This is a genomic window from Bradyrhizobium sp. BWC-3-1, from assembly GCF_032917965.1.
GTDB lineage: Bacteria > Pseudomonadota > Alphaproteobacteria > Rhizobiales > Xanthobacteraceae > Bradyrhizobium > Bradyrhizobium canariense_D.
The window spans coordinates 8,626,409-8,644,371 of record NZ_CP136625.1 but is presented as its reverse complement, the minus strand read 5'-3'; the positions used below and the strand labels follow the sequence as shown (position 1 = coordinate 8,644,371).

Here is a 17,963-nt window from a genome sequence, read left to right as displayed (position 1 = left end):
GACCCTGCTAAAGCCGTCCCAAAGGGCGCGAACCGCCCCGAAATCGGAAGTCGTGTCATGCGCAAATTGCTCAGACTTTGCCCAGTCCTCCTCGCCGTCGCGCTGCTATTCGGCGCCGGGCCTGCTTTCGCCGGAAAGCGCGTCGCGCTCGTGATCGCCAACTCCGCCTATCAGCATGCGCCGTCGCTGACGAACCCCGTCAATGACGGTTCGGTGATGGCCCGGACGCTGAAGGAGGCCGGGTTCGACATCGTCGATTCCCGGCACGACCTGACGGCGCAGGAAACCCGGCGTGTGCTGCGCGAATTCGCCGACCGGACCCGCGATGCCGATATCGCCGTGGTCTATTATGCCGGCCACGGCCTCGAGGTCGAAGGCTCGAACTATCTGATCCCTGTCGACGCCAAGCTGGAGCGTGACACCGACGTCTTTGACGAGGCGCTCTCCCTCGACCGCGTCCTGGTCGCGGTCGAACCGGCCAAGCAGCTTCGCCTGGTGATCCTGGATGCCTGCCGTGACAATCCGTTCGGCAAGACCATGAAGCGCACGATCGCCTCGCGAGGCGTCGGCCGCGGCCTCGCCCAGGTCGAGCCGACCAGCTCGAACACGCTGATCGCCTATTCGGCCAAGGCCGGTTTCACGGCGCAGGATGGCGACGGTGCGAACAGCCCCTTTACGGTGGCGCTGTCGAAGCATCTGACGAGGCCCGGCCTCGACGTCCGCCGTGCCTTCGGCTTCGTGCGCGACGACGTGCTCAAGTCGACAGGTAATAAGCAGGAGCCGTTCGTCTATGGCTCGCTCGGCGGCGAGGACGTGCCGCTGGTGCCGGTCAAGGTGACCGCTGGGGCTGCCGCTGCGCCCGCGCCCAACCCTCAGGCCGACATCCGCCGCGATTACGAGCTCGCGCTCCAGGTCGGCAACCGGCCGGCGTGGGAGGCCTTTCTCGCCCAGCATCCCGACGGCTTCTATGCGAGCCTTGCCAAGCTGCAACTCGAGAAAATCGGCGCCGAGCAGGCTCATGCGGCGGCCACCGAGAAGGCGAAACAGGCCGAGGCCGAGCGCGATCGTCTTGCCGCACTTGGCGCGCAGAAGGATACGCAGGCCAAGGCAGCCGCCGATGCGGAGGCCGCCGAGCAGATACAGCTTGCGGCGCAAAAGGCCAAGGAGCAGGCGCAGCAGCAGGCGGCCGCTGCCGAGCAGCAGCGCGTCAATCTCGCCGCCGCGGCGCCGAGTGCAGCGCCCGCCAGCACGGCGGGCCCCGCCGGCACCAACGTCGCCTCGCTGACGCCGGCCATCGCGCCGGCCGATCTCAGCCGCTCGGTACAGACCGAGCTCGGCCGCGTCGGCTGCTTCTCCGGCGCCGCCGACGGCAACTGGACGACATCCGCGCAGCGGTCGTTATCGCAGTTCAACCGTTATGCCGGCACCAAGCTCGACGTGAAGGTGGCGAGCACCGATGCACTCGACACGGTCAAGTCGAAACAGTCGCGCGTCTGTCCGCTGGTTTGCGAGCACGGCTTCAAGACCGACGGCGACAAATGCACCAAGATCGTCTGCCGTGATGGCTATGCGCTCAACGACGACAACGAGTGCGAGAAGCAGCGTGCCGCCAAGCCTGCGACCGCCAAGCCTGCGACCGCCAAGCGGGACGACGGCGACGAGCGTCCCGCACGGCAGCGTCGTCAGGCCGGCGGTGAGGCTGCCGGAGCGGCCGGCGGCTTTGGTGGCGCTGCGGGCATCGCTGCTGCCGCTGGCGCCAGCCGCCGCTCGAGTGGCGGACAGCTATTCTGCAACAACAGTGGCTGTCGTGCGGTCAACCGCGGCTGCCATCTCGAATATCGCGGCGGCGGCGGCCCGGGCAACGATGGCAATGCCGAGGTCTGTAACTAGGATTGCGGAAATGAGTTCAGGTCGAGATCGCGCTCGCCGCGATGTTGACCGTCAGCGCCAGCAAGGCCGTGTTGTAGATGAATGAGACGATGCCGTGCGCGGTGGCGGTGCGGCGGATGGTCTTGTCGGAGATGCCGACATCGGAGACCTGCGCGGTCATGCCGATCACGAACGAGAAATAGACGAAGTCCCAGTAATCTGCGTGGTCTTCCTTGTCGCCGCTGGGAAACTGAAGGCCGCCCGGCGTGGCGTGCCGGTAATAATCATGCGCGTAATGCAGAGCGAAGATTGTGTGCACGGCGGCCCATGACAATACGATGGTGGTGATTGCGATGCTCAGCTCCAGGCCGCCGCGATGCGGCGTTCCAAGCTCGGAGACGATCGCGGCGATGCTGGCGAAGGCGCCGATCGCCGTCACCAGCAGGATCACGAAGCGACCGTCGTCCTGCATCGCTGCGGCGCGGCGGATGTGCTGGTGGTCGTTGCACAGCATCATCGCGTAGACCAGCACCAGATAAACGGCGATCAACGCATCCCAGCCGAACAGAAGCCGCGTGACCAGCCGGTGCGAACCCGGGATGAGCAGGCAGACGAGAATACCAACGGCAAGCGACATGAACGTCCGCGGACGCGCATAAATCAGCCGCATCGGCCGCGACATCTTGCGAAAGCGGGCGAGGGCGGGGTCTTCCTTGCTGCCGCCCTCCATCGCGCTATCAGCTCTTCCGTTCGGCCACGAACCGCGCAGCCGCTTGCAGCACGGCGGCCCGTTCGCCGAAGATCGACACGGCGCTGTCGGCGCGCGCGAGCAGATCGCGCACGCGCTGCTTGGCGCCTTCGATGCCGAGCTGGGTGACGAAGGTGGTCTTGCCGAGCGCTGCATCAGCGCCGGCAGGCTTGCCGAGCGCGGCGGCATCGCCTTCGACGTCGAGCAGGTCGTCGGCGATCTGGAAGGCTTCGCCGAGCGCGCGGCCGTAATCGTCGAGCGCCTGATATTCCTTTTGCGAGGCCTGGCCGAGGATCGCGCCGGCGATGCAGCCGTAGCGCAGCAGCGCGCCGGTCTTCATCTGCTGAATGCGGGCGACGTCGATCGGCTCGTTGCCGCCAAATCGGCCTTCGCCGGCGAGGTCGAGAATCTGGCCGCCGACCATGCCGCCGATGCCGGCGCAGCGCGCGAGTGCGCGGGTCAGCAAAAGCCTCACATTGGCGTCGCGATGAATCTCGTCGCGGGTGATGATGTCGAAGGCGAGTGTCAGGAGGCCGTCGCCGGCGAGGATCGCGGTCGCGTCGTCGGTCTTCTTGTGCAGGGTCGGGCGGCCGCGGCGCAGGTCCGAATTGTCCATCGCCGGCAGATCGTCATGGATCAGCGAATAGCAGTGGATGCATTCGAGCGCCGCACCGACGAGCAGCGCGGCTTCGCGGGACACGCCGAACACGGCCGCGCTCTCGACCACCAGGAAGGGCCGGAGGCGCTTGCCGCCGTTGAGGCTCGAATAGCGCATTGCGTCCATCAGTCGCTTGGGCCGGGCGATCTCATCGGGCAGGATGTCGTCCGACAGCAGGCGCCCGAGCAGGGCCTCGGTGTCATCAGCGGTCTTGTCCAGACGTTTGGCGAAATCGGACGGGGACGTGCCGGTCATCAAGAAGGGCTCCAGAACTAAAATTCGGCGGGACAATCCTTTATGCGCCCGCCTCAGTCAATCGTTTGGAAGGCCTAAAAAGTGCTGGAAAAGGCCCGAATTATCACAGACTTAATGCCGGGCCCGTGGCCGCGTTTCGTTCTGCGCCGGAAAGGTTGATTTGCGCGTCGTCAAAACCCTTCTCCTGGTGCTCGCGGTCGCGGCTCTCGCGCCCTATGTCGTCGCGCCGTTCTACCGTGCCGGCCATCCCGTTTCGACGCTGATGATCTGGCGCTCGCTGCGGGGTGCGCCGATGCAGCGGGAATGGATCGATCTGGCAGCGATGTCGCCCTCGCTGCCACGCTCGGTGGTGGCGGCCGAGGACGCCCATTTCTGCAAGCATCACGGCATCGACTGGGGTGCGCTGCGTGAGGCGATCGACGATGCGAAGGAGGACGGCACCCCGTTCCGGGGCGCTTCCACCATCACCCAGCAGGTGGCGAAAAACCTGTTCCTCTGGCAGGGGCGGGACTTCGTCCGCAAGGCGCTGGAATTCCCGTTGGCGCTGTGGATCGATCTCGTCCTGCCCAAGGCACGGATCCTGGAGATTTACCTCAACGTCGCCGAGCTCGGCCCGCAGAGCCAGTTTGGGGCCGAGGCCGCCAGCGCCTATGCCTTCGGCAAGTCGGCAGCGAACCTCTCCCCCCGGGAGGCCGCGCTTCTGGCCTCCATCCTGCCGAATCCGGTCAAACGCAGCGCCAGGACGCCGGGACCGGGTGTCCGGCGGCTGGCCGGGACCTATGTGGTGCGAGCGCAGGCGAGCTCGCTTTCGACCTGCTGGCGGGAGAACCGCTGATTTCCGGTCCTTTTCGGGCGCATTTTCCAGCCCAGAGCCCTAGATTTAAGGCAGGCCTTCCTCTATAAGCCCGGCCTTGACCGGCATTCAGCTCGCCTCGGTTTGCGGGTGCTGAGCCGTCCCCTCGCGGACGATGCCCCAAAACACCAATCCCTAGAGGATATTGAAATGGCCGTTCCGAGAAGAAAAACCTCGCCGTCCCGTCGTGGCATGCGCCGCTCGGCAGACGCCATCAAGAAGCCGACCTATGTGGAAGACAAGGATTCCGGCGAACTGCGTCGTCCGCACCATCTCGACCTCAAGACTGGCATGTACAAGGGCCGTCAGGTCCTGAAGAAGAAAGAGTCCTGAGTTCGGGACCTTTCTGTGGGCAGGACGATCGGGCCTGCCTGATTTCGGCCAACCCATGAGATATGACAGTGACGGCGGCGGAGCGAATGCATCGCCGCCGCATTGTCCTGTCTGGATATCTTGATCGAGAAGGCATTTCGCCGATGGTCGGTTTCCCGCTGCTCCTGATCCCGCTCGCGGTCTACAACATCATCGCATTCCTGATGCCGAGCGTGTCCTTTGCGGACGTGCTGTTCAAAGTGCCGATGATCACGGGCGAGGCCTGGCCGGTCACGCTCGCCGACGTGATGCTCGCGCTAGGTATCGTGCTGCTGCTGCTCGAAGTGGTCAAGGGCGCGCGGCCCGGCTCGAAATTCCTGATGGATCATCTGCTGTCGCTGATCGTGTTCGGCGCGGCTGCGGCCGAATTCGTGATGTGGCCGAAATTCGGCAACTCCACCTATTTCCTTCTGGTGCTGCTCGCGATGGCAGATTTCCTGGGCGGCATCGCCCAGCGCACCCGCCGCCGCGTCGCTTATGTCGCCGAAACGACGGTGCCGGCGCCCCGCAAGACCAAGCGCCAGGCCGAGACGCCGGCGGATGAGTTCGAGCCCAAGTTCGAGCCAGTGTCCGCTCCGCGACCAGCTCCGGCGGAGCCGCCCGCGCCCACGGCACAATCGGTCGCCGAATCCGTGCTGATGGATCACCCGGCGCCGAAGCCTGTGAGTGCGCCCTCGCCGGAAATTCCCTCGCCGCATTTGCAGCCGGGCAACGGCACCCAGCCGTCTCCCGACGCGCCGCGCTGATTCAAGCCACCTGCCGCGTGCGCGCGCTAACGCTCGGAAGCGGGCGCTTGCTGCCATAGGCGACCTGCGCATCCTCGGAAGACGCGCGGCGGAGCCGGCTCGCCTGGGGCAGATGCTCGGCATTGGCGATGAGCTGGGCGACGAAGCTGGGATCGGGGCGTGGCAGCGGGGCCTTGTGGACCCACTGCAAAACCGGCATCAGCGGCACCAGGGCCGAGCCTGTGCCGTTGTCCGCCACGTCCCGTTGACCAGTACTCAACATCGCAATCACCGTTGACCGGCCTAGATTGTCGCGTTTCGAGACGCTGGCGCCGGTGCGTGTCATGTACTCGCAAGGCCTATGCCGGGTGAGCCGCTTCGGTTCCTGCGAGCGAGGAAACGTGGTTTCCAAATTGTTTATCAACTTTGCCTAGGGTCAATGGCGAATCTGGCTTTATCCTGTGCCGGCTCAGGACTCCCCGCTGTCCCGAAACGAGGCGATTTTGACCCCCGCATTGCCGCAAGCCTCCGACATCCTGGCTGCCCTCGGCCAGGCCGTGTTCGCCTGGGACATCGCCAGCGATGCCATCGTCTGGGGTGAGCAGGTCAGCGCCATCTTTCCCGGAATTCCCGCCGAACGGCTGGCCACCGGCGCCGAATTCGCCAGGCTGATCGAGCCCGCGCAATCAATGCGGACCGCCGCGCTGGCACAGACCTCCGCCGTGCATGGCGCCGACGGCACGCCCTACCGGGTCGAGTACGGCGTGCGCATGAGCGCCGCCGATCCCATGGTCTGGATCGAGGAGACCGGCCGCTGGTTCGCCGGCCCCGACGGCCGCCCGGTGCGTGCGATCGGCTCCGTCCGCATCAACAATGAACGCCATGCCCGCGACGAGGAACTGACGAAGCTGGCCCGGCTCGATCCGCTGACCGGCGAGCTCAATCGCTCGCATCTGATCGCCGCGCTGGCCGAGGCCATCGAGGAGACGACCCGTTTCCGCTCGACCGCGGCCTTCATGCTGGTCGGCATCGATCATCTCGCGCGTGTCAACGAGGCCTTCGGCTTCGACGTTGCCGACGCCGTGATCCTCGACGTCGCCACGCGCATTCGCGCGCGCTTGCGCGGCGGCGACGTGCTCGGCCGCTTCTCCGGCAACAAGTTCGGCCTGATCCTGAAGAACTGCACCGTCGATGACATGAACGTGGCTGCCGAACGTTTCCTCGCCGGCATTCGCGACGAGGTGGTGCCGACCAAATCCGGACCGGTGTCGGTCACCGCCTCGATCGGCGCGGTCAGCGTGCCGCGCTATGCCCGCAACGCCGATGAAGCCGTCAATCGCGCCCACGAGACCCTGGACACAGCGAAACAACGCCGCGTCGGCTCGTTCGCAGCCTGGCGCCCGGATGCCGCGCGCGACGCCCAGCGCCGCGTCAACATCCGCGTCACCGACGAGATCGTCACCGCACTGAATGAGCGCCGCATCAAGCTTGCCTATGAGCCGGTAGTTGCCGCCCTTTCGCGCGACTGCGCCTTTCACGAATGCCTGGTGCGGATGGACCAGGGCGAGGGCCAGGTGCTGCTCGCGCCCGACATCGTGCCGGTTGCGGAACGCCTCGGCCTGATCCGCCTGGTCGATCACCGGGTGCTCGAGCTCGTGGTCGCCGAGCTCGCGGCCGCGCCGGACATCTGCCTCAGCCTCAACATCTCGCCCGACACCACCATGGATCCGGATTGGTGGGCGGGAATCGAATCGCTGATGCGTGCCCATCCCGGCGTCGCCGAGCGGCTGATCGTCGAGATCACCGAAACCGTCGCGATCCAGGACATCGACGATGTGCGCGGCTTCGTCACCCGGCTGAAGAATTTCGGCAGCCGCATCGCCATCGACGATTTCGGCGCCGGCTACACCTCGTTCCGCAATCTGCGCAAGCTGGGCGTGGACATCGTGAAGATCGACGGTGCCTTCGTGCAGAACATTACCCGTTCCGCCGACGACCGCGCCTTCGTGCAGACCCTGATCGACCTCGCCCGCCGCCTCGACATCAAGACGGTGGCCGAATGGGTGCAGGACGAAGAAGCTGCGAACATGCTGCGCGACTGGGGCTGCGACTACATCCAGGGCCGCCTGATCGGGCTCGCCTCAGCCGACCGCCCCTGGGGCGCGCCGCCGGATAACGTGCTGCCCGCGGCAGGCTGAGACACCTGCCAATCCCTCACGCGCCCTCATCCAGCGCCACGAGCTCGCGCTTCTTACGCAGCGCGGGTAATAGCGGCGCCATCAGCAGCACCAGCGCGAGCGCAAGACACGCTGCCGAGATCGGCCGCTGCACGAAGGTCCAGAGGTCGCCCTGCGACAGGATCAGCGACTTGCGCAGATTGTTCTCCATCATCGGTCCCAGCACGAACGCCAGCACCAGCGGCGCGGGCTCGAAGCCGAGCTTGCGCATGAAATAGCCGACGATGCCGAATGCGATCATCACGTAGACGTCGAACACATTGTTGCTGGAGCAGTAGACGCCCAGGATCGTGAACAGGATGATCAGCGGGAACAGGATGTTGTAGGGCAGCTTGAGCAGCTGCACCCACATGCCGATCAGCGGCAGATTGAGGATCAGCAGCATGACGTTGCCGATATACATGCTGGCGACGATGCCCCAGAACAGGCCCGGGTTTTGCGTGATCAGCAGCGGTCCCGGTTGCAGGCCGTGGATGACGAAGGCGCCGAGCAGCAGCGCCATCACCACATTTGGGGGGATGCCCAAGGTCATCAGCGGAATGAACGCGCCGCCGGCCGCCGCGTTGTTGGCGGATTCGGGACCCGCTACGCCCTCGATTGCGCCATAGCCGAAGCGCTCCGGCGTCTTCGACAGCCGCTTCTCCAGCGCATAGGACGCGAACGAGGCCACTACCGCGCCGCCGCCCGGGAGAATGCCGAGCAGGAAGCCAAGTAACGTGCCGCGCGCCACCGGGCCGGCGCTCGCCTGCCAATCGGCCTTGTTGGGCAGCAGCTGCGTGATTTTGGCGTTGATGATGTCGCGTTTGATCACCTGCTCGGTATTGAGCAGCACCTCGGCGACGCCGAACAGGCCCATCACGACGGGGACCAGTCCTATGCCGTCGATCAGCTCCATGCGGCCGAATGTCAGCCGCGGCTGCGCGGTGATGCTGTCGAGCCCGATCAGTCCGAGCACGACGCCGATACATGCCATCAGAAGCGCTTTCGGCATCGATCCCTGCGTGAGGAAGGTGAGCACGACGAGGCCGAGCACCATCAGGCTGAAATATTCGGCAGGGCCGAACGCGATGGCGATGTTGGCGAGCCGAGGCGCCACCAGCATCAGTGCAACGAGTGAAAATGTGCCGGCGATGAACGAGCCGAAGGCTGAGATGCCCAGCGCGGGGCCGGCACGACCCTGCTTCGCCATCTGGTGGCCGTCAATACAGGTCACGACGGAAGCCGCCTCGCCGGGAATGTTGACCAGGATTGAGGTCGTCGAGCCGCCATACATCGAGCCGTAATAGATTCCCGCCATCATGATGATGCCGGATTCCGGCGTTCCTGACAGTGTCACCGGAAGCAACAGAGACATCGCCGAGATCGGCCCGATGCCCGGCAGCACGCCGACCAGCGTGCCGATGAAGACGCCGATGAAGCAGTAGAGCAGGTTGATCGGCAGGAGAGCGACGCCAAACCCATGCGCGACGTTGAGAAGCGTATCCATGCGATCAGCCGATCCCGAATAGGCCGGAGGGTAACTGGATCAGCAGCAGTCGCTTGAGCATCCACCACATGCCGAGCGGTGCCAGAGCGGCGATCGGCATCGCCAATGTCCACCGCAAGGGATCGATCAAGCGCAACAAAAGCAGCATGAGCGGGATCGATGACAGTAGGAATCCCAGCGGCTCAAGGGCAAAAGAAAACGCGGTAAGGCAGACGATGACGAGTAACGGCTTGCTCCAGCTCACGTTCTGCCAGCGCGAAGCCAGCGTTGGTCCGCCCTCGGTGATGGCCGAGATGATAATGCTGGCCGCGAACACGCACATCAGGATGCCCGTGTAGAAAAGCACGTAGCCGGAGCCAGGGTCGTTGATGGTGCCGAGCTTGAGCTTTAAGCCTTGCCAGATCACGAAGCCGCCGAGTGCGAGCCCGATCAACCCACCCCAGAGTTCGGAGTTGTTGAGGCGGAGTTTGACGGTGGTTTGGTCGTTCATCAATACCTCTCGGCCGTGCCGGGACGCTATGCGGCGCGAAGCGGTGCGCTGCAGATCCGGGATCGATAGATGCGTGGCAAAGGTAGATCCCGGCTCTGTGGTGCAGCGCTGGAGAAGCGCTGCACCACGCCCGGAACACGAAAGTGGCTCAATACTACTTCTTCGCAAGCCCGAGCGTATCGATCACCTTGCGCTCCGATTCCGTGACCTCGACGACGAACTTCTTGTAGTCCTCGGTATTCTTGTAGCTCGGCACCATGTCGTATTTGGCGAGCGTGGCAATCACTGCGGGATCCTCGACTGCCTTCTTGAAGGCGTCGTGCAGCTTGGCGACGATCTTGGGATCCATGCCCTTGGGGCCGGCGATGCCGAACGGGGAATCATAGACCATGGGATAGCCGAGTTCCTTCAGCGTCGGCACGTCAGGATAGTTCGGTGATCGCGCGCCGGTCCACACCATGAGAAGCTTCAGCTTGCCGGCGTCGACCAAGGGTCGCCAACCGGTGGAGTCGGCCTGCAGCATGGTGTGCTGGCCGAGTACCGCGGCGTTGGTCTCTGCCCCGCCCTTGAACGGCACCTGCGTGAGCTTGATGCCGGACATCGCGGCGATCTGCTCCATGCCGATATGAAGCGAGGTGCCGGTGCCGGGCGTCGCGTAGGTCACCTTGCCCGGATTTGCCTTCGCGAACTCGACCACGTCTTTCCAGGACTTGAATTGCGACTCCGCGCTGGTGGTTACGCCGAAGGTGTAGCCGGTGAGATGTATGATGTAGGTAAAATCCTTTGCCGGATCCCACGACACCTCCTGCATCAGGGGCAGGCGGAAGACGGTGATCGGAAGCTGTGAGATGGTGTAGCCGTCCGGCTTCGCAGCCGCGGCCATGGTGGCCGGTCCAACCGTACCGCCGCCACCGGCTTTGTTGTCGATCACGATGGGCTGCCCCAGGACCTTGGACGCGCTGTCGGCGATCGCGCGCATCGAGATGTCGGTCGATCCGCCGGCCGGCCATGGAACGATCAGCGTCACCGGTTTGGTGGGATAATCCTGTGCACCCGCGGCGGTTGCGAGCAGCGCGCTCACGACGGCATGCATGGCGGCAATGGCAAAGGTCTTCAGCCCGTATCGCGACATCGAAACTCCTCCCTCGCGGTGGCCTCGTTCGGACCGCCGTTTCTCATTGTTATGACGGGATTGTCCCCGAAATCATGGGAGAAGAAAAGCGCATTGCGCGGCGGCCCCGCAGGGGCGATACGGTGATCCCGCCGAAAAGCGCACATGCGACAATTGGTCGTTTGGAGGCGTGCCGAGATACGGAATTTGGCTCTCGGCTGAGCCCTTACGCCACACGGCGGACTGCGCTCAGCGTCTCGATCATGCGTCCGACCTCCGCGGCCGGCGAGGGCTTGCCGAAATAATATCCCTGCACGGCGGTGCAGCCGCATTCGCGGACGAAGTCGAGTTGTTCGATCGTCTCGACGCCTTCCGCCGTGGTCTCGACGCCGAGCACCGAGCCGAGGCTGGCGATGGTGCGGACGATCGCCACGCTCTCCGGGCTTTCGCCGAGCGTGCCGACGAAGGAGCGGTCGATCTTGATGCGATCGAACGGAAACTTGCGCAAATAGCTCAGAGAAGAATAGCCGACCCCGAAATCGTCGAGGCTGACGCGCACCCCCAACGCGCGCAGCTGGTGCAGGATCTCGATCGTCGCCTCGCTGTCGTCGAGCAGCGCCGTCTCGGTGACCTCGAGCTCGAGCCGATGCGGCGGCAGGCCGGCCTCCGCAAGCGCGCTCGTCACCATCGTCACCAGCCCGCGCGATCGGAACTGCACCGGCGACAGGTTCACCGCGACCGTGAGATCGGGCCAGGTCGCGGCGGTCGCGCAGGCTGTGCGCAGCACCCACTCTCCGATCGGAACGATCAGCCCGTTCTCTTCCGCAATCGGAATGAATTCGGCCGGCGGGACGAGGCCGCGCGAGGGATGTTTCCAGCGCAGCAGCGCCTCGAAGCCGGTAAGTTCGGTGGTGTCGAGCCGCACCTGCGGTTGGAACGCCAGGTGGAATTCACGGGCCTCCAGCGCGCCGCGCAGATCGTGCTCGAGCGCGTGCCGGCTGCGCGCCTCTTCCTCCATTTTGGGCTCGAACAGCTGATAGGCGCCGCGCCCCTTGGCCTTGGCCTCGTACAGCGCGAGGTCGGCGCATTTCATCAGCTCGTCGGCATCGAGCCCGTGATCGGGAGCGATTGCGATGCCGACGGAGACGCCGACATGGATCGACTGGTTCTCCAGCGGCGGCGGGTGACCGATGATCTCCACCAGGCGGCGTGCGAGCCTTTCCGCCGATTGCGGCTGCGGTCCGCGCTGGAGAACCGCGAACTCGTCGCCACCGAGCCGCGCGACGGTGTCGTGCTCGCCGACATTCTCCTGCAGCCGCGCCGCGACCCAGCGCAACAGCCGGTCGCCGGCCGCGTGTCCGAGGCGGTCGTTGACGGTCTTGAAATTGTCGAGATCGAAGCACAGCACGGCCATCGCGCCACCTGCGATTGCGACCTGGTTCAGCCCCTCGCCCATCTTCTCGCGGAACAGCGTGCGGTTGGGCAGGTCGGTGAGCGAATCGTGCCGCGCCATATGCGCAACGCGGGCCTGGGCCTTGTGGCGCTCGGTAACGTCCTCATAGGTGACGACCCAGCCGCCATGCTCCATTCGCTTGTGATTGAGCTTGATGATGCGGCCGTCGCCCAAATAGCGGTGCAGTGTGTGCTCGCCCTCGCGCAGCCTCTCGACATAGTCGGCATAGAGCCGCGCGGCGGTGGTGTTTGGATGGATGCCGAGCTCGCAGCTGTGCTCCATGATCTCGCGCATCGACACACCCGGCTTCACCAATTCGGGTGACAGTCCGTACATCTCGATGTAGCGCCGATTGCAGACAATGACGCGCAAGCTCGAATCGAGCATGCACAGGCCCTGGCTCATGTTGTTCAGGGCCGCGTCGAAGCGCCGATACTGCTCGCTCAGCTCCTCGACTGCGTGCTCGCGCTCGGTGATGTCCTCGTAGGTGGCCACAAAACCACCCTCGGCCAGGGCGCAAGCGCACGGAGATCGTGGTGCCGTTCGACATCCGTCGGCGTATCGGCGAGGAGTTGCGGTCAGCGATCCTTGCGCTGGCGGCCTCCAGGAGGTGTCGCGGGCTATACTCGGAAGAGAACGCGCCGTTTGCCATCGAGCGTTCGATCAGTTCGCCGAGATGCGTGCCCGGCTTGGCTTCCTCCGGCGAGAGCCGATAGATCTTCCGGTAGGTGGTGTTGCAGACGCGCAGGCGCATCTCGCTGTCGTAGAAGGCGAGTCCGTGCGCCATGTTCTCCAACGCCGCATCGAGCATGAAGTTCTGGTGCCTCAGCATCTCCTCGTATTGCAGCCGCTCGGTGACGTCTTCGTGCACCGTCACCCAGCCGCCGTCGGGCAGAAAACGGGAAACCACCTGCACCATCCGTCCGTCATAGCGCATCACCAGCAGGGTTTTCTCCTTCCTGGTGCGCACGTCCTCCAGCCTGGTGTCGTGGAATTCCTCGCCCGGCATGCCCGGCAGGTTGCCGCGCGACATCCAATGCTCGATGACCGTACAATGCGAGACGCCCGGCTTCACGATTTCCGGGTCGAGGTTATAGAGATTCAGGAAACGTTCGTTGCAGACGACGACGCGGCTGTCGGCATCGTACATGATCAAGCCGTGCGCCATGTTGGCGAGCGCGTGCTGGCTGCGCTCGGTCTGCACGCGCAGCTCCGCCTCGAGCCGGGCGAGGCGGCTGACGTCGTCGCAGATCGTCATCCAGCCGCCGCCGGGAAGCGGCTTCAGCTCGAGCGCCATGACGAGGCCGCTCGCGAGTGTCTGTTGAGTCCGGAACGGCTGGCCGGCTGCGATCCGCGCCATGCGCGCGGCATAGAGTGCGTCGACTTCCCCCGCGGGGATGTTGCCGAGGGCCACACTGTGGGCGAGCACGTCGCGGTAGCTCGTGCCGACCCGCACGATTTCGGCCGACATGTTGAACAGGCTGAGATAGCGCTGATTGACCAGCACGATCCGGTTGCCGGCATCGTAGACGCAGACACCCTGTTCCATGTGGTCGAGTGCAAGCTGGCTCAGCCCGACCAGGGCCTTCGGGCCCTGCTCGCGGCGTGCATCAAGCTCGTTGTCGCGGATCGACGTCATGGGGCGGCGGGGTCTCGGCGGGCAATAGACTTAACGCAGGGCAATTCAGCCGCCGAGGCTAGCGAACAGGCGGGAAAATTCCCTTAAGCGCCGTAGTTTACGGAGGGTGACCGTGATGCAGAGATGCTGCCAATGTGGAGGGGGGTGCAAGGTAGCGTCGCGCCGGTCGGCCTGCGCAATTGCGCCTTAGGCCCGGATGGACATCGAATGTCTGGTCCAAACGGGCCTACGGCCCGTACAGCACGAGTTCCGTATCCGTGAGATCGGCGAGCTGCGGCCGGTGCGGGCCCTTGAAATATTTGCGGCCGCGACGCTCGGTGTAGATGCCGACGAGGCCGGGAACGGAGCCGTTGGAATCGACGGCGACCGCGATCTTGCCGAGCCGCAGCAGCAGCCGGCCGATGCGGCCCGCGCATTCGGTGTACTCGGCCGCGTTGCGGCAGTAGATCAGCTTCATCGCGGGCGGCGCAATGATGCCACGGCGGATGCGCACCGGTTGCAGGATGAAGGGGAACGCTCCCTTCGGCGTGCGGCAGACGAGGCTGAGGCAATTGTAGCGCGCATGCCGCGTCAAGAGCTCGGTCTCGGCATCGGAAAGCCCGTCGATCGTTTTGGCGTGCTGCGAGATGACCTCGATCTTGCTCCAGCGTGGGACGCGCGCCAGCGCAGGCACGGAGAAGAATATACCCCTGCAATAGGCGCGAAAGCCCTGCGTCTCGATGATCGGCCAGGTCCACGGCGCCGGGCTGATGTTGAGATAGGTGACGTCCTTGTGCCGCTGCGCGATCTTGGTCAGGAGCGGGGCGTAGTTGCGGTAGGCCGGATCGACGTACCAGCTCGACAAATTGCACTGGATGGCGGTCTCATCGCCGTCCCTCCGCGCCGTGTAGATCAGCAGCAGCACGCCGACCGGCGTGCCGTCATTGTCGAGCATGTAGCCGAAGCGCGGGTAGCCATCCGGTACCGGTCGGAAGGCTTGCCGGCGCAGGCCTTGGATCCAATAGCCGCGCGAGCGCCCGACGAAGCCGCGCGTCAGCAAGTCCGCGACCGCATCGACGTCGGACTCGGTGATCTCGCGGCATCGGACCTTGGTGTGGATCACGCTCGTCTTTCCCGTGGAAATGACCGGCCTCGTTCCGTTAGCGCCCGCCTTCGCCGTGGGCATCGGCCGCGATCTGCGGCTGCAGGACCATGATCTCCCGCACCTTGGCGGGCCAGGCGGAAGGGTCGGTGCCGTGGGTGTGGAACATGGCGACCGCCAGCCGGTCCATGCCGAAAGCGACGCAGCCGGTGTGGGCCGGCTCGCCATTGGCGTCCTTGATGTCCCACGTCGTGCCGAAATGCTCGCGGTGATAATTGAAGCTCATGCAGGCGGTCGGCTGCTCTTCCGAGCGCAGCGGGATCAGCAGTTCGAACTTGAGCTGCTGCTGCTTCTGGCTCACGGCCTTCATCTGACCGACGCGGCCGAAGAACGGATCGCTGGCATAGTCGACGCGGAAGGTGAGACCGAGATCGGTCGCAATCGCCTGCGCGCGCACCATCCAGCGCTCGCGAAAATCGGCCACGTCATCGGGGCTTCCGATGCAGACATATTCCCGCATCCGGAACGATTGCAGCCGGTCGAGATGTTTTGACGGTTCACGGCGGAAGCAGTCGGCGGCGACGTCGAAGCGCAGGCCACCCTTCGGCAACTGGCCGCGGCTCGCCGCGATCGGATAGACGGGATAGCAGGCCGCCGGCGACAGCACGAGGTCTGCCGGCGAGAGCGAGCTGGTCCAGTCACCGCCGGCGTCGAAGCGGCTTACCGCGGCGTTGATCTCGCGCTCGGTGCCGTGCAGGCCGCAGACGCAGCCGAGCAGGTTCGGAAAGCTCTTCAGGTAGCCGGATTTTTCCAGCTGGGACCGGCTCATCACCGGCGGGAAGCGCATCACCTCGGTGCCGGCCTCGCGATGGCTCGTGATCAGCGCGGCGAGCTTTTCGACGATGCCTTCATAAAGAGCGGTGCGGGCATAGACGCCGTCCGAGCCCATCGGATGAAAGAGCTTGCCGGCGAGATGATCCAGCGGATCCGCGATCTGCGGCACGGTCTCGGGCGAGTTGGGGAGAACAGCAATGTTCATGTCGGCTTCCTGCTATCTGAAATTGTTCTTATTGAACGAAGGCACGTCAGTCTCGAAAGCTCGTCAGTCCCGAAGGCTTGTCGGCACGCCGCTCATCAGGGTCGACGTCGCGGCATTGGCCAGAATGCGGTCGTTGTTGATCATGATCGGCGACGACAGCACGTCGCGCAGGTGGCGGCCCATCGTGAACTCGCCGTCGTTGCGGTAGCCGGAAAGGCCTGCGGTGCGCATCGCATGCATCACGGTCTCGACCGCGAGCTCCGAGGCCTGCACCTTCAGAAGCGTGATCGAAGACTGGAAGTCGAGCGAGCCGAGCGCGCGTTCATCGTGCTCGGCGCGAGCAAAGGCGTCGATATTGGCCGATATCAGCGCCCGCAGCTTGGCCAGCGACATCTTGGCGGCGGTGAAATGTGCGGCTGCCGGGGGCATCTGGCCCCCTGAGGTGCGGGCCGCCTTACGGACGAAGGCCTGCGCACGGGTGACGGCGGCTGCAGCGATACCAGCCCAGGCCGAGGACCAGCACAGATGCGCGAACGGCGTCATGGTCTGGGCGTGGATCTTGTCGTAGGATTCCGGGAAGACGCGATCGGTCGGGCAGTCGACCTTCAGCTCGAAACCGGTCGAGCAGGTGCCGCGCATGCCGAGCGTTTCCCAGCCCAGCGTCCGCTTCAGCGAATAATCGTCCCTGGCGAGCGCCAACAGCACCTGGTCGGACGCAGAAGCGTCTGTGGCGCGGCGGGCGATGGTCACGAGGCCGTCGGCCTCGGCACCGTAGGAGATCACGGTGGCGTCGCGCAGCAGCGAGACAGTGTCGCCGGCGACGTCGACGGCGGCGGCGCTAGCGCGGATGTTGCCGCCGTTCTGACCTTCGGTGGTGGAGGAGGCGAGCAGCCACTGGTCGCGTGCGACCCGGCGCATCATGGTTTCCATCCAGGGGATGCCGTGGCCGTGCCTGACGACGCAGGCGACCTTCGTGGTGTGCATGGCGTAGATCATCGCCGTGGAGGCGCAGGCGCGTCCGAGCGTGTAGCAGACGTCGGTGACGTCGTGGATCGAGGCACCGAAGCCGCCGAACTCGGCCGGGATCATGACGCCGAGCAGCTTCTGCTCACGCGCAACCTCGAAAGCCTTGTGGGGGAAGCGGGCATCGCGATCGACCCCGTCTGCGTCGGCAGCCGCCACGGTGGCGGTGCGGGCGGCGCGCTCAATGAGAGAGGGACCATGCTCGAGAAAGCTCGTCTGCGTCTCGTCGACAGTGAGGACTGCTTCACGCACGTTCATACTCGTCCGCCTCCGGTTTGCCGTTCAGGATCGCTGGCATCATTCGCGATGCCGCTTGAGCGATTCCTTCGACCATCTTTGCTTATGAGATGAGGCTACGGATTTAATTCAAATTCGTCGATGAAATAGAGGGTAAACAAAGCCCAATTCCGAACGAACAGTTAAGTTCGGGTTGTTTGCCTCGTCCGGATTTCCGCGATCGCGTTAGGGATCTGTAAGAAGCCGGAAATCCAGACAATCTGAGTCATCGTTTACTAAGAAACGCGAAGTAATGGTGGCGTCCATTGCGGGATCGGCCCGCCGTGCCCATCGTAGCCGGCAACCGGTCCGACCTTTGTCGACAGATGGGAATTTACCGATGCAGGCTTTCGATACCGAGTTGCGCAATCGCATCATCAAGCTGGTGAAGGGCATCCTCGCGCAGAACTCGCTCTCCGCTGAGGTCACGCCGCAGGCCAAGCTCGTCGACGTCGGCCTGACCTCGATGGACATGGTCAATCTGATGCTCGGCGTCGAAGCCGAATTCGACTTCACGATTCCCCAGGTCGAGATCACACCGGAGAACTTCCAGTCCGTCGAGACGCTGGAGCGCATGGTCGCGACCCAGCTGCGGTCGGCGGCCGCGGCATAGCCGGGAGTGCTGGCGCGCGTTCTCCTGACGGCACC

At 64.7% G+C, this 17,963-nt stretch carries 16 protein-coding genes and 1 pseudogene; 6 read left to right on the top strand and 11 right to left on the bottom strand.

Going from position 1 to position 17,963, the window contains the following annotated elements:
- Positions 1 to 57 precede the first annotated feature (57 nt).
- Complete coding sequence (locus RX329_RS41250) at positions 58 to 1,890, top strand: caspase domain-containing protein (RefSeq protein ID WP_085361936.1); 1,833 nt, start codon at positions 58 to 60, stop codon at positions 1,888 to 1,890.
- A 16-nt stretch (positions 1,891 to 1,906) separates the two neighbouring features.
- Here the strand turns inward: RX329_RS41250 and RX329_RS41245 are convergent, their stop codons facing one another.
- Both RX329_RS41245 and RX329_RS41240 read right to left on the bottom strand, forming a co-directional pair.
- Complete coding sequence (locus tag RX329_RS41245) at positions 1,907 to 2,599, bottom strand: DUF1345 domain-containing protein (protein ID WP_317245440.1); 693 nt, start codon at positions 2,597 to 2,599, stop codon at positions 1,907 to 1,909.
- A gap of 7 nt (positions 2,600 to 2,606) precedes the next feature.
- On the bottom strand, positions 2,607 to 3,530 hold the full coding sequence (locus RX329_RS41240) for a polyprenyl synthetase family protein (protein WP_085361935.1): 924 nt from the start codon (positions 3,528 to 3,530) through the stop codon (positions 2,607 to 2,609).
- A 160-nt stretch (positions 3,531 to 3,690) separates the two neighbouring features.
- Between RX329_RS41240 and mtgA the strand changes: the two genes are divergently transcribed.
- The 3 genes from mtgA (at position 3,691) to RX329_RS41225 (ending at position 5,501) form a co-directional block, all read left to right on the top strand.
- Entirely contained in the window at positions 3,691 to 4,365 is a 675-nt protein-coding gene (gene mtgA, locus RX329_RS41235) for a monofunctional biosynthetic peptidoglycan transglycosylase (protein ID WP_085385516.1), read from the top strand.
- A gap of 168 nt (positions 4,366 to 4,533) precedes the next feature.
- Positions 4,534 to 4,716, top strand: a complete 183-nt coding sequence (rpmF, locus tag RX329_RS41230) for a 50S ribosomal protein L32 (protein ID WP_007598106.1) — start codon at positions 4,534 to 4,536, stop codon at positions 4,714 to 4,716.
- 143 nt (positions 4,717 to 4,859) lie between these two features.
- The gene (locus RX329_RS41225; protein WP_026233053.1) at positions 4,860 to 5,501 is read left to right on the top strand and encodes a hypothetical protein; all 642 of its coding nucleotides are present in this window, start codon (positions 4,860 to 4,862) and stop codon (positions 5,499 to 5,501) included.
- A gap of 1 nt (position 5,502) precedes the next feature.
- On the opposite strand, the gene RX329_RS41220 is transcribed toward RX329_RS41225, so the two are convergent.
- On the bottom strand, positions 5,503 to 5,763 hold the full coding sequence (locus tag RX329_RS41220) for a hypothetical protein (protein WP_085385569.1): 261 nt from the start codon (positions 5,761 to 5,763) through the stop codon (positions 5,503 to 5,505).
- Between the two features lie 220 nt (positions 5,764 to 5,983).
- On the opposite strand from RX329_RS41220, the gene RX329_RS41215 reads away from it, so the two are divergent.
- Positions 5,984 to 7,678, top strand: coding sequence for a bifunctional diguanylate cyclase/phosphodiesterase (locus RX329_RS41215; protein WP_085385514.1), 1,695 nt, complete (start codon positions 5,984 to 5,986; stop codon positions 7,676 to 7,678).
- A 16-nt stretch (positions 7,679 to 7,694) separates the two neighbouring features.
- Here RX329_RS41215 and RX329_RS41210 read toward each other — a convergent pair whose 3' ends face one another.
- The 8 genes and pseudogenes from RX329_RS41210 to RX329_RS41175 all read right to left on the bottom strand — a co-directional run bounded on the left by RX329_RS41210 (position 7,695) and on the right by RX329_RS41175 (position 17,297).
- The gene (locus tag RX329_RS41210) at positions 7,695 to 9,203 is read right to left on the bottom strand and encodes a tripartite tricarboxylate transporter permease (RefSeq protein WP_085361932.1); all 1,509 of its coding nucleotides are present in this window, start codon (positions 9,201 to 9,203) and stop codon (positions 7,695 to 7,697) included.
- A 4-nt stretch (positions 9,204 to 9,207) separates the two neighbouring features.
- Positions 9,208 to 9,693 (bottom strand): tripartite tricarboxylate transporter TctB family protein, encoded by a 486-nt coding sequence (locus RX329_RS41205; RefSeq protein ID WP_085349786.1) that lies wholly within the window; start codon positions 9,691 to 9,693, stop codon positions 9,208 to 9,210.
- A gap of 154 nt (positions 9,694 to 9,847) precedes the next feature.
- On the bottom strand, positions 9,848 to 10,825 hold the full coding sequence (locus RX329_RS41200; RefSeq protein WP_085349787.1) for a tripartite tricarboxylate transporter substrate binding protein: 978 nt from the start codon (positions 10,823 to 10,825) through the stop codon (positions 9,848 to 9,850).
- A gap of 205 nt (positions 10,826 to 11,030) precedes the next feature.
- On the bottom strand, positions 11,031 to 12,644 hold the full coding sequence (locus RX329_RS41195; protein ID WP_240543367.1) for a putative bifunctional diguanylate cyclase/phosphodiesterase: 1,614 nt from the start codon (positions 12,642 to 12,644) through the stop codon (positions 11,031 to 11,033).
- 184 nt (positions 12,645 to 12,828) lie between these two features.
- Positions 12,829 to 13,806: pseudogene (locus tag RX329_RS41190) on the bottom strand (PAS-domain containing protein); the annotation flags it as partial.
- Between the two features lie 316 nt (positions 13,807 to 14,122).
- A complete protein-coding gene (locus RX329_RS41185) occupies positions 14,123 to 14,998 on the bottom strand; it encodes a hypothetical protein (RefSeq protein ID WP_026233056.1) in 876 nt (291 codons plus the stop codon).
- Positions 14,999 to 15,035: 37 nt separating this feature from the next.
- Entirely contained in the window at positions 15,036 to 16,016 is a 981-nt protein-coding gene (locus RX329_RS41180) for an amino acid--[acyl-carrier-protein] ligase (protein ID WP_085349788.1), read from the bottom strand.
- Between the two features lie 63 nt (positions 16,017 to 16,079).
- On the bottom strand, positions 16,080 to 17,297 hold the full coding sequence (locus tag RX329_RS41175) for an acyl-CoA dehydrogenase family protein (protein ID WP_085349789.1): 1,218 nt from the start codon (positions 17,295 to 17,297) through the stop codon (positions 16,080 to 16,082).
- Positions 17,298 to 17,655: 358 nt separating this feature from the next.
- On the opposite strand from RX329_RS41175, the gene RX329_RS41170 reads away from it, so the two are divergent.
- Positions 17,656 to 17,928, top strand: coding sequence for a phosphopantetheine-binding protein (locus RX329_RS41170; protein ID WP_018455933.1), 273 nt, complete (start codon positions 17,656 to 17,658; stop codon positions 17,926 to 17,928).
- Positions 17,929 to 17,963 lie beyond the last annotated feature (35 nt).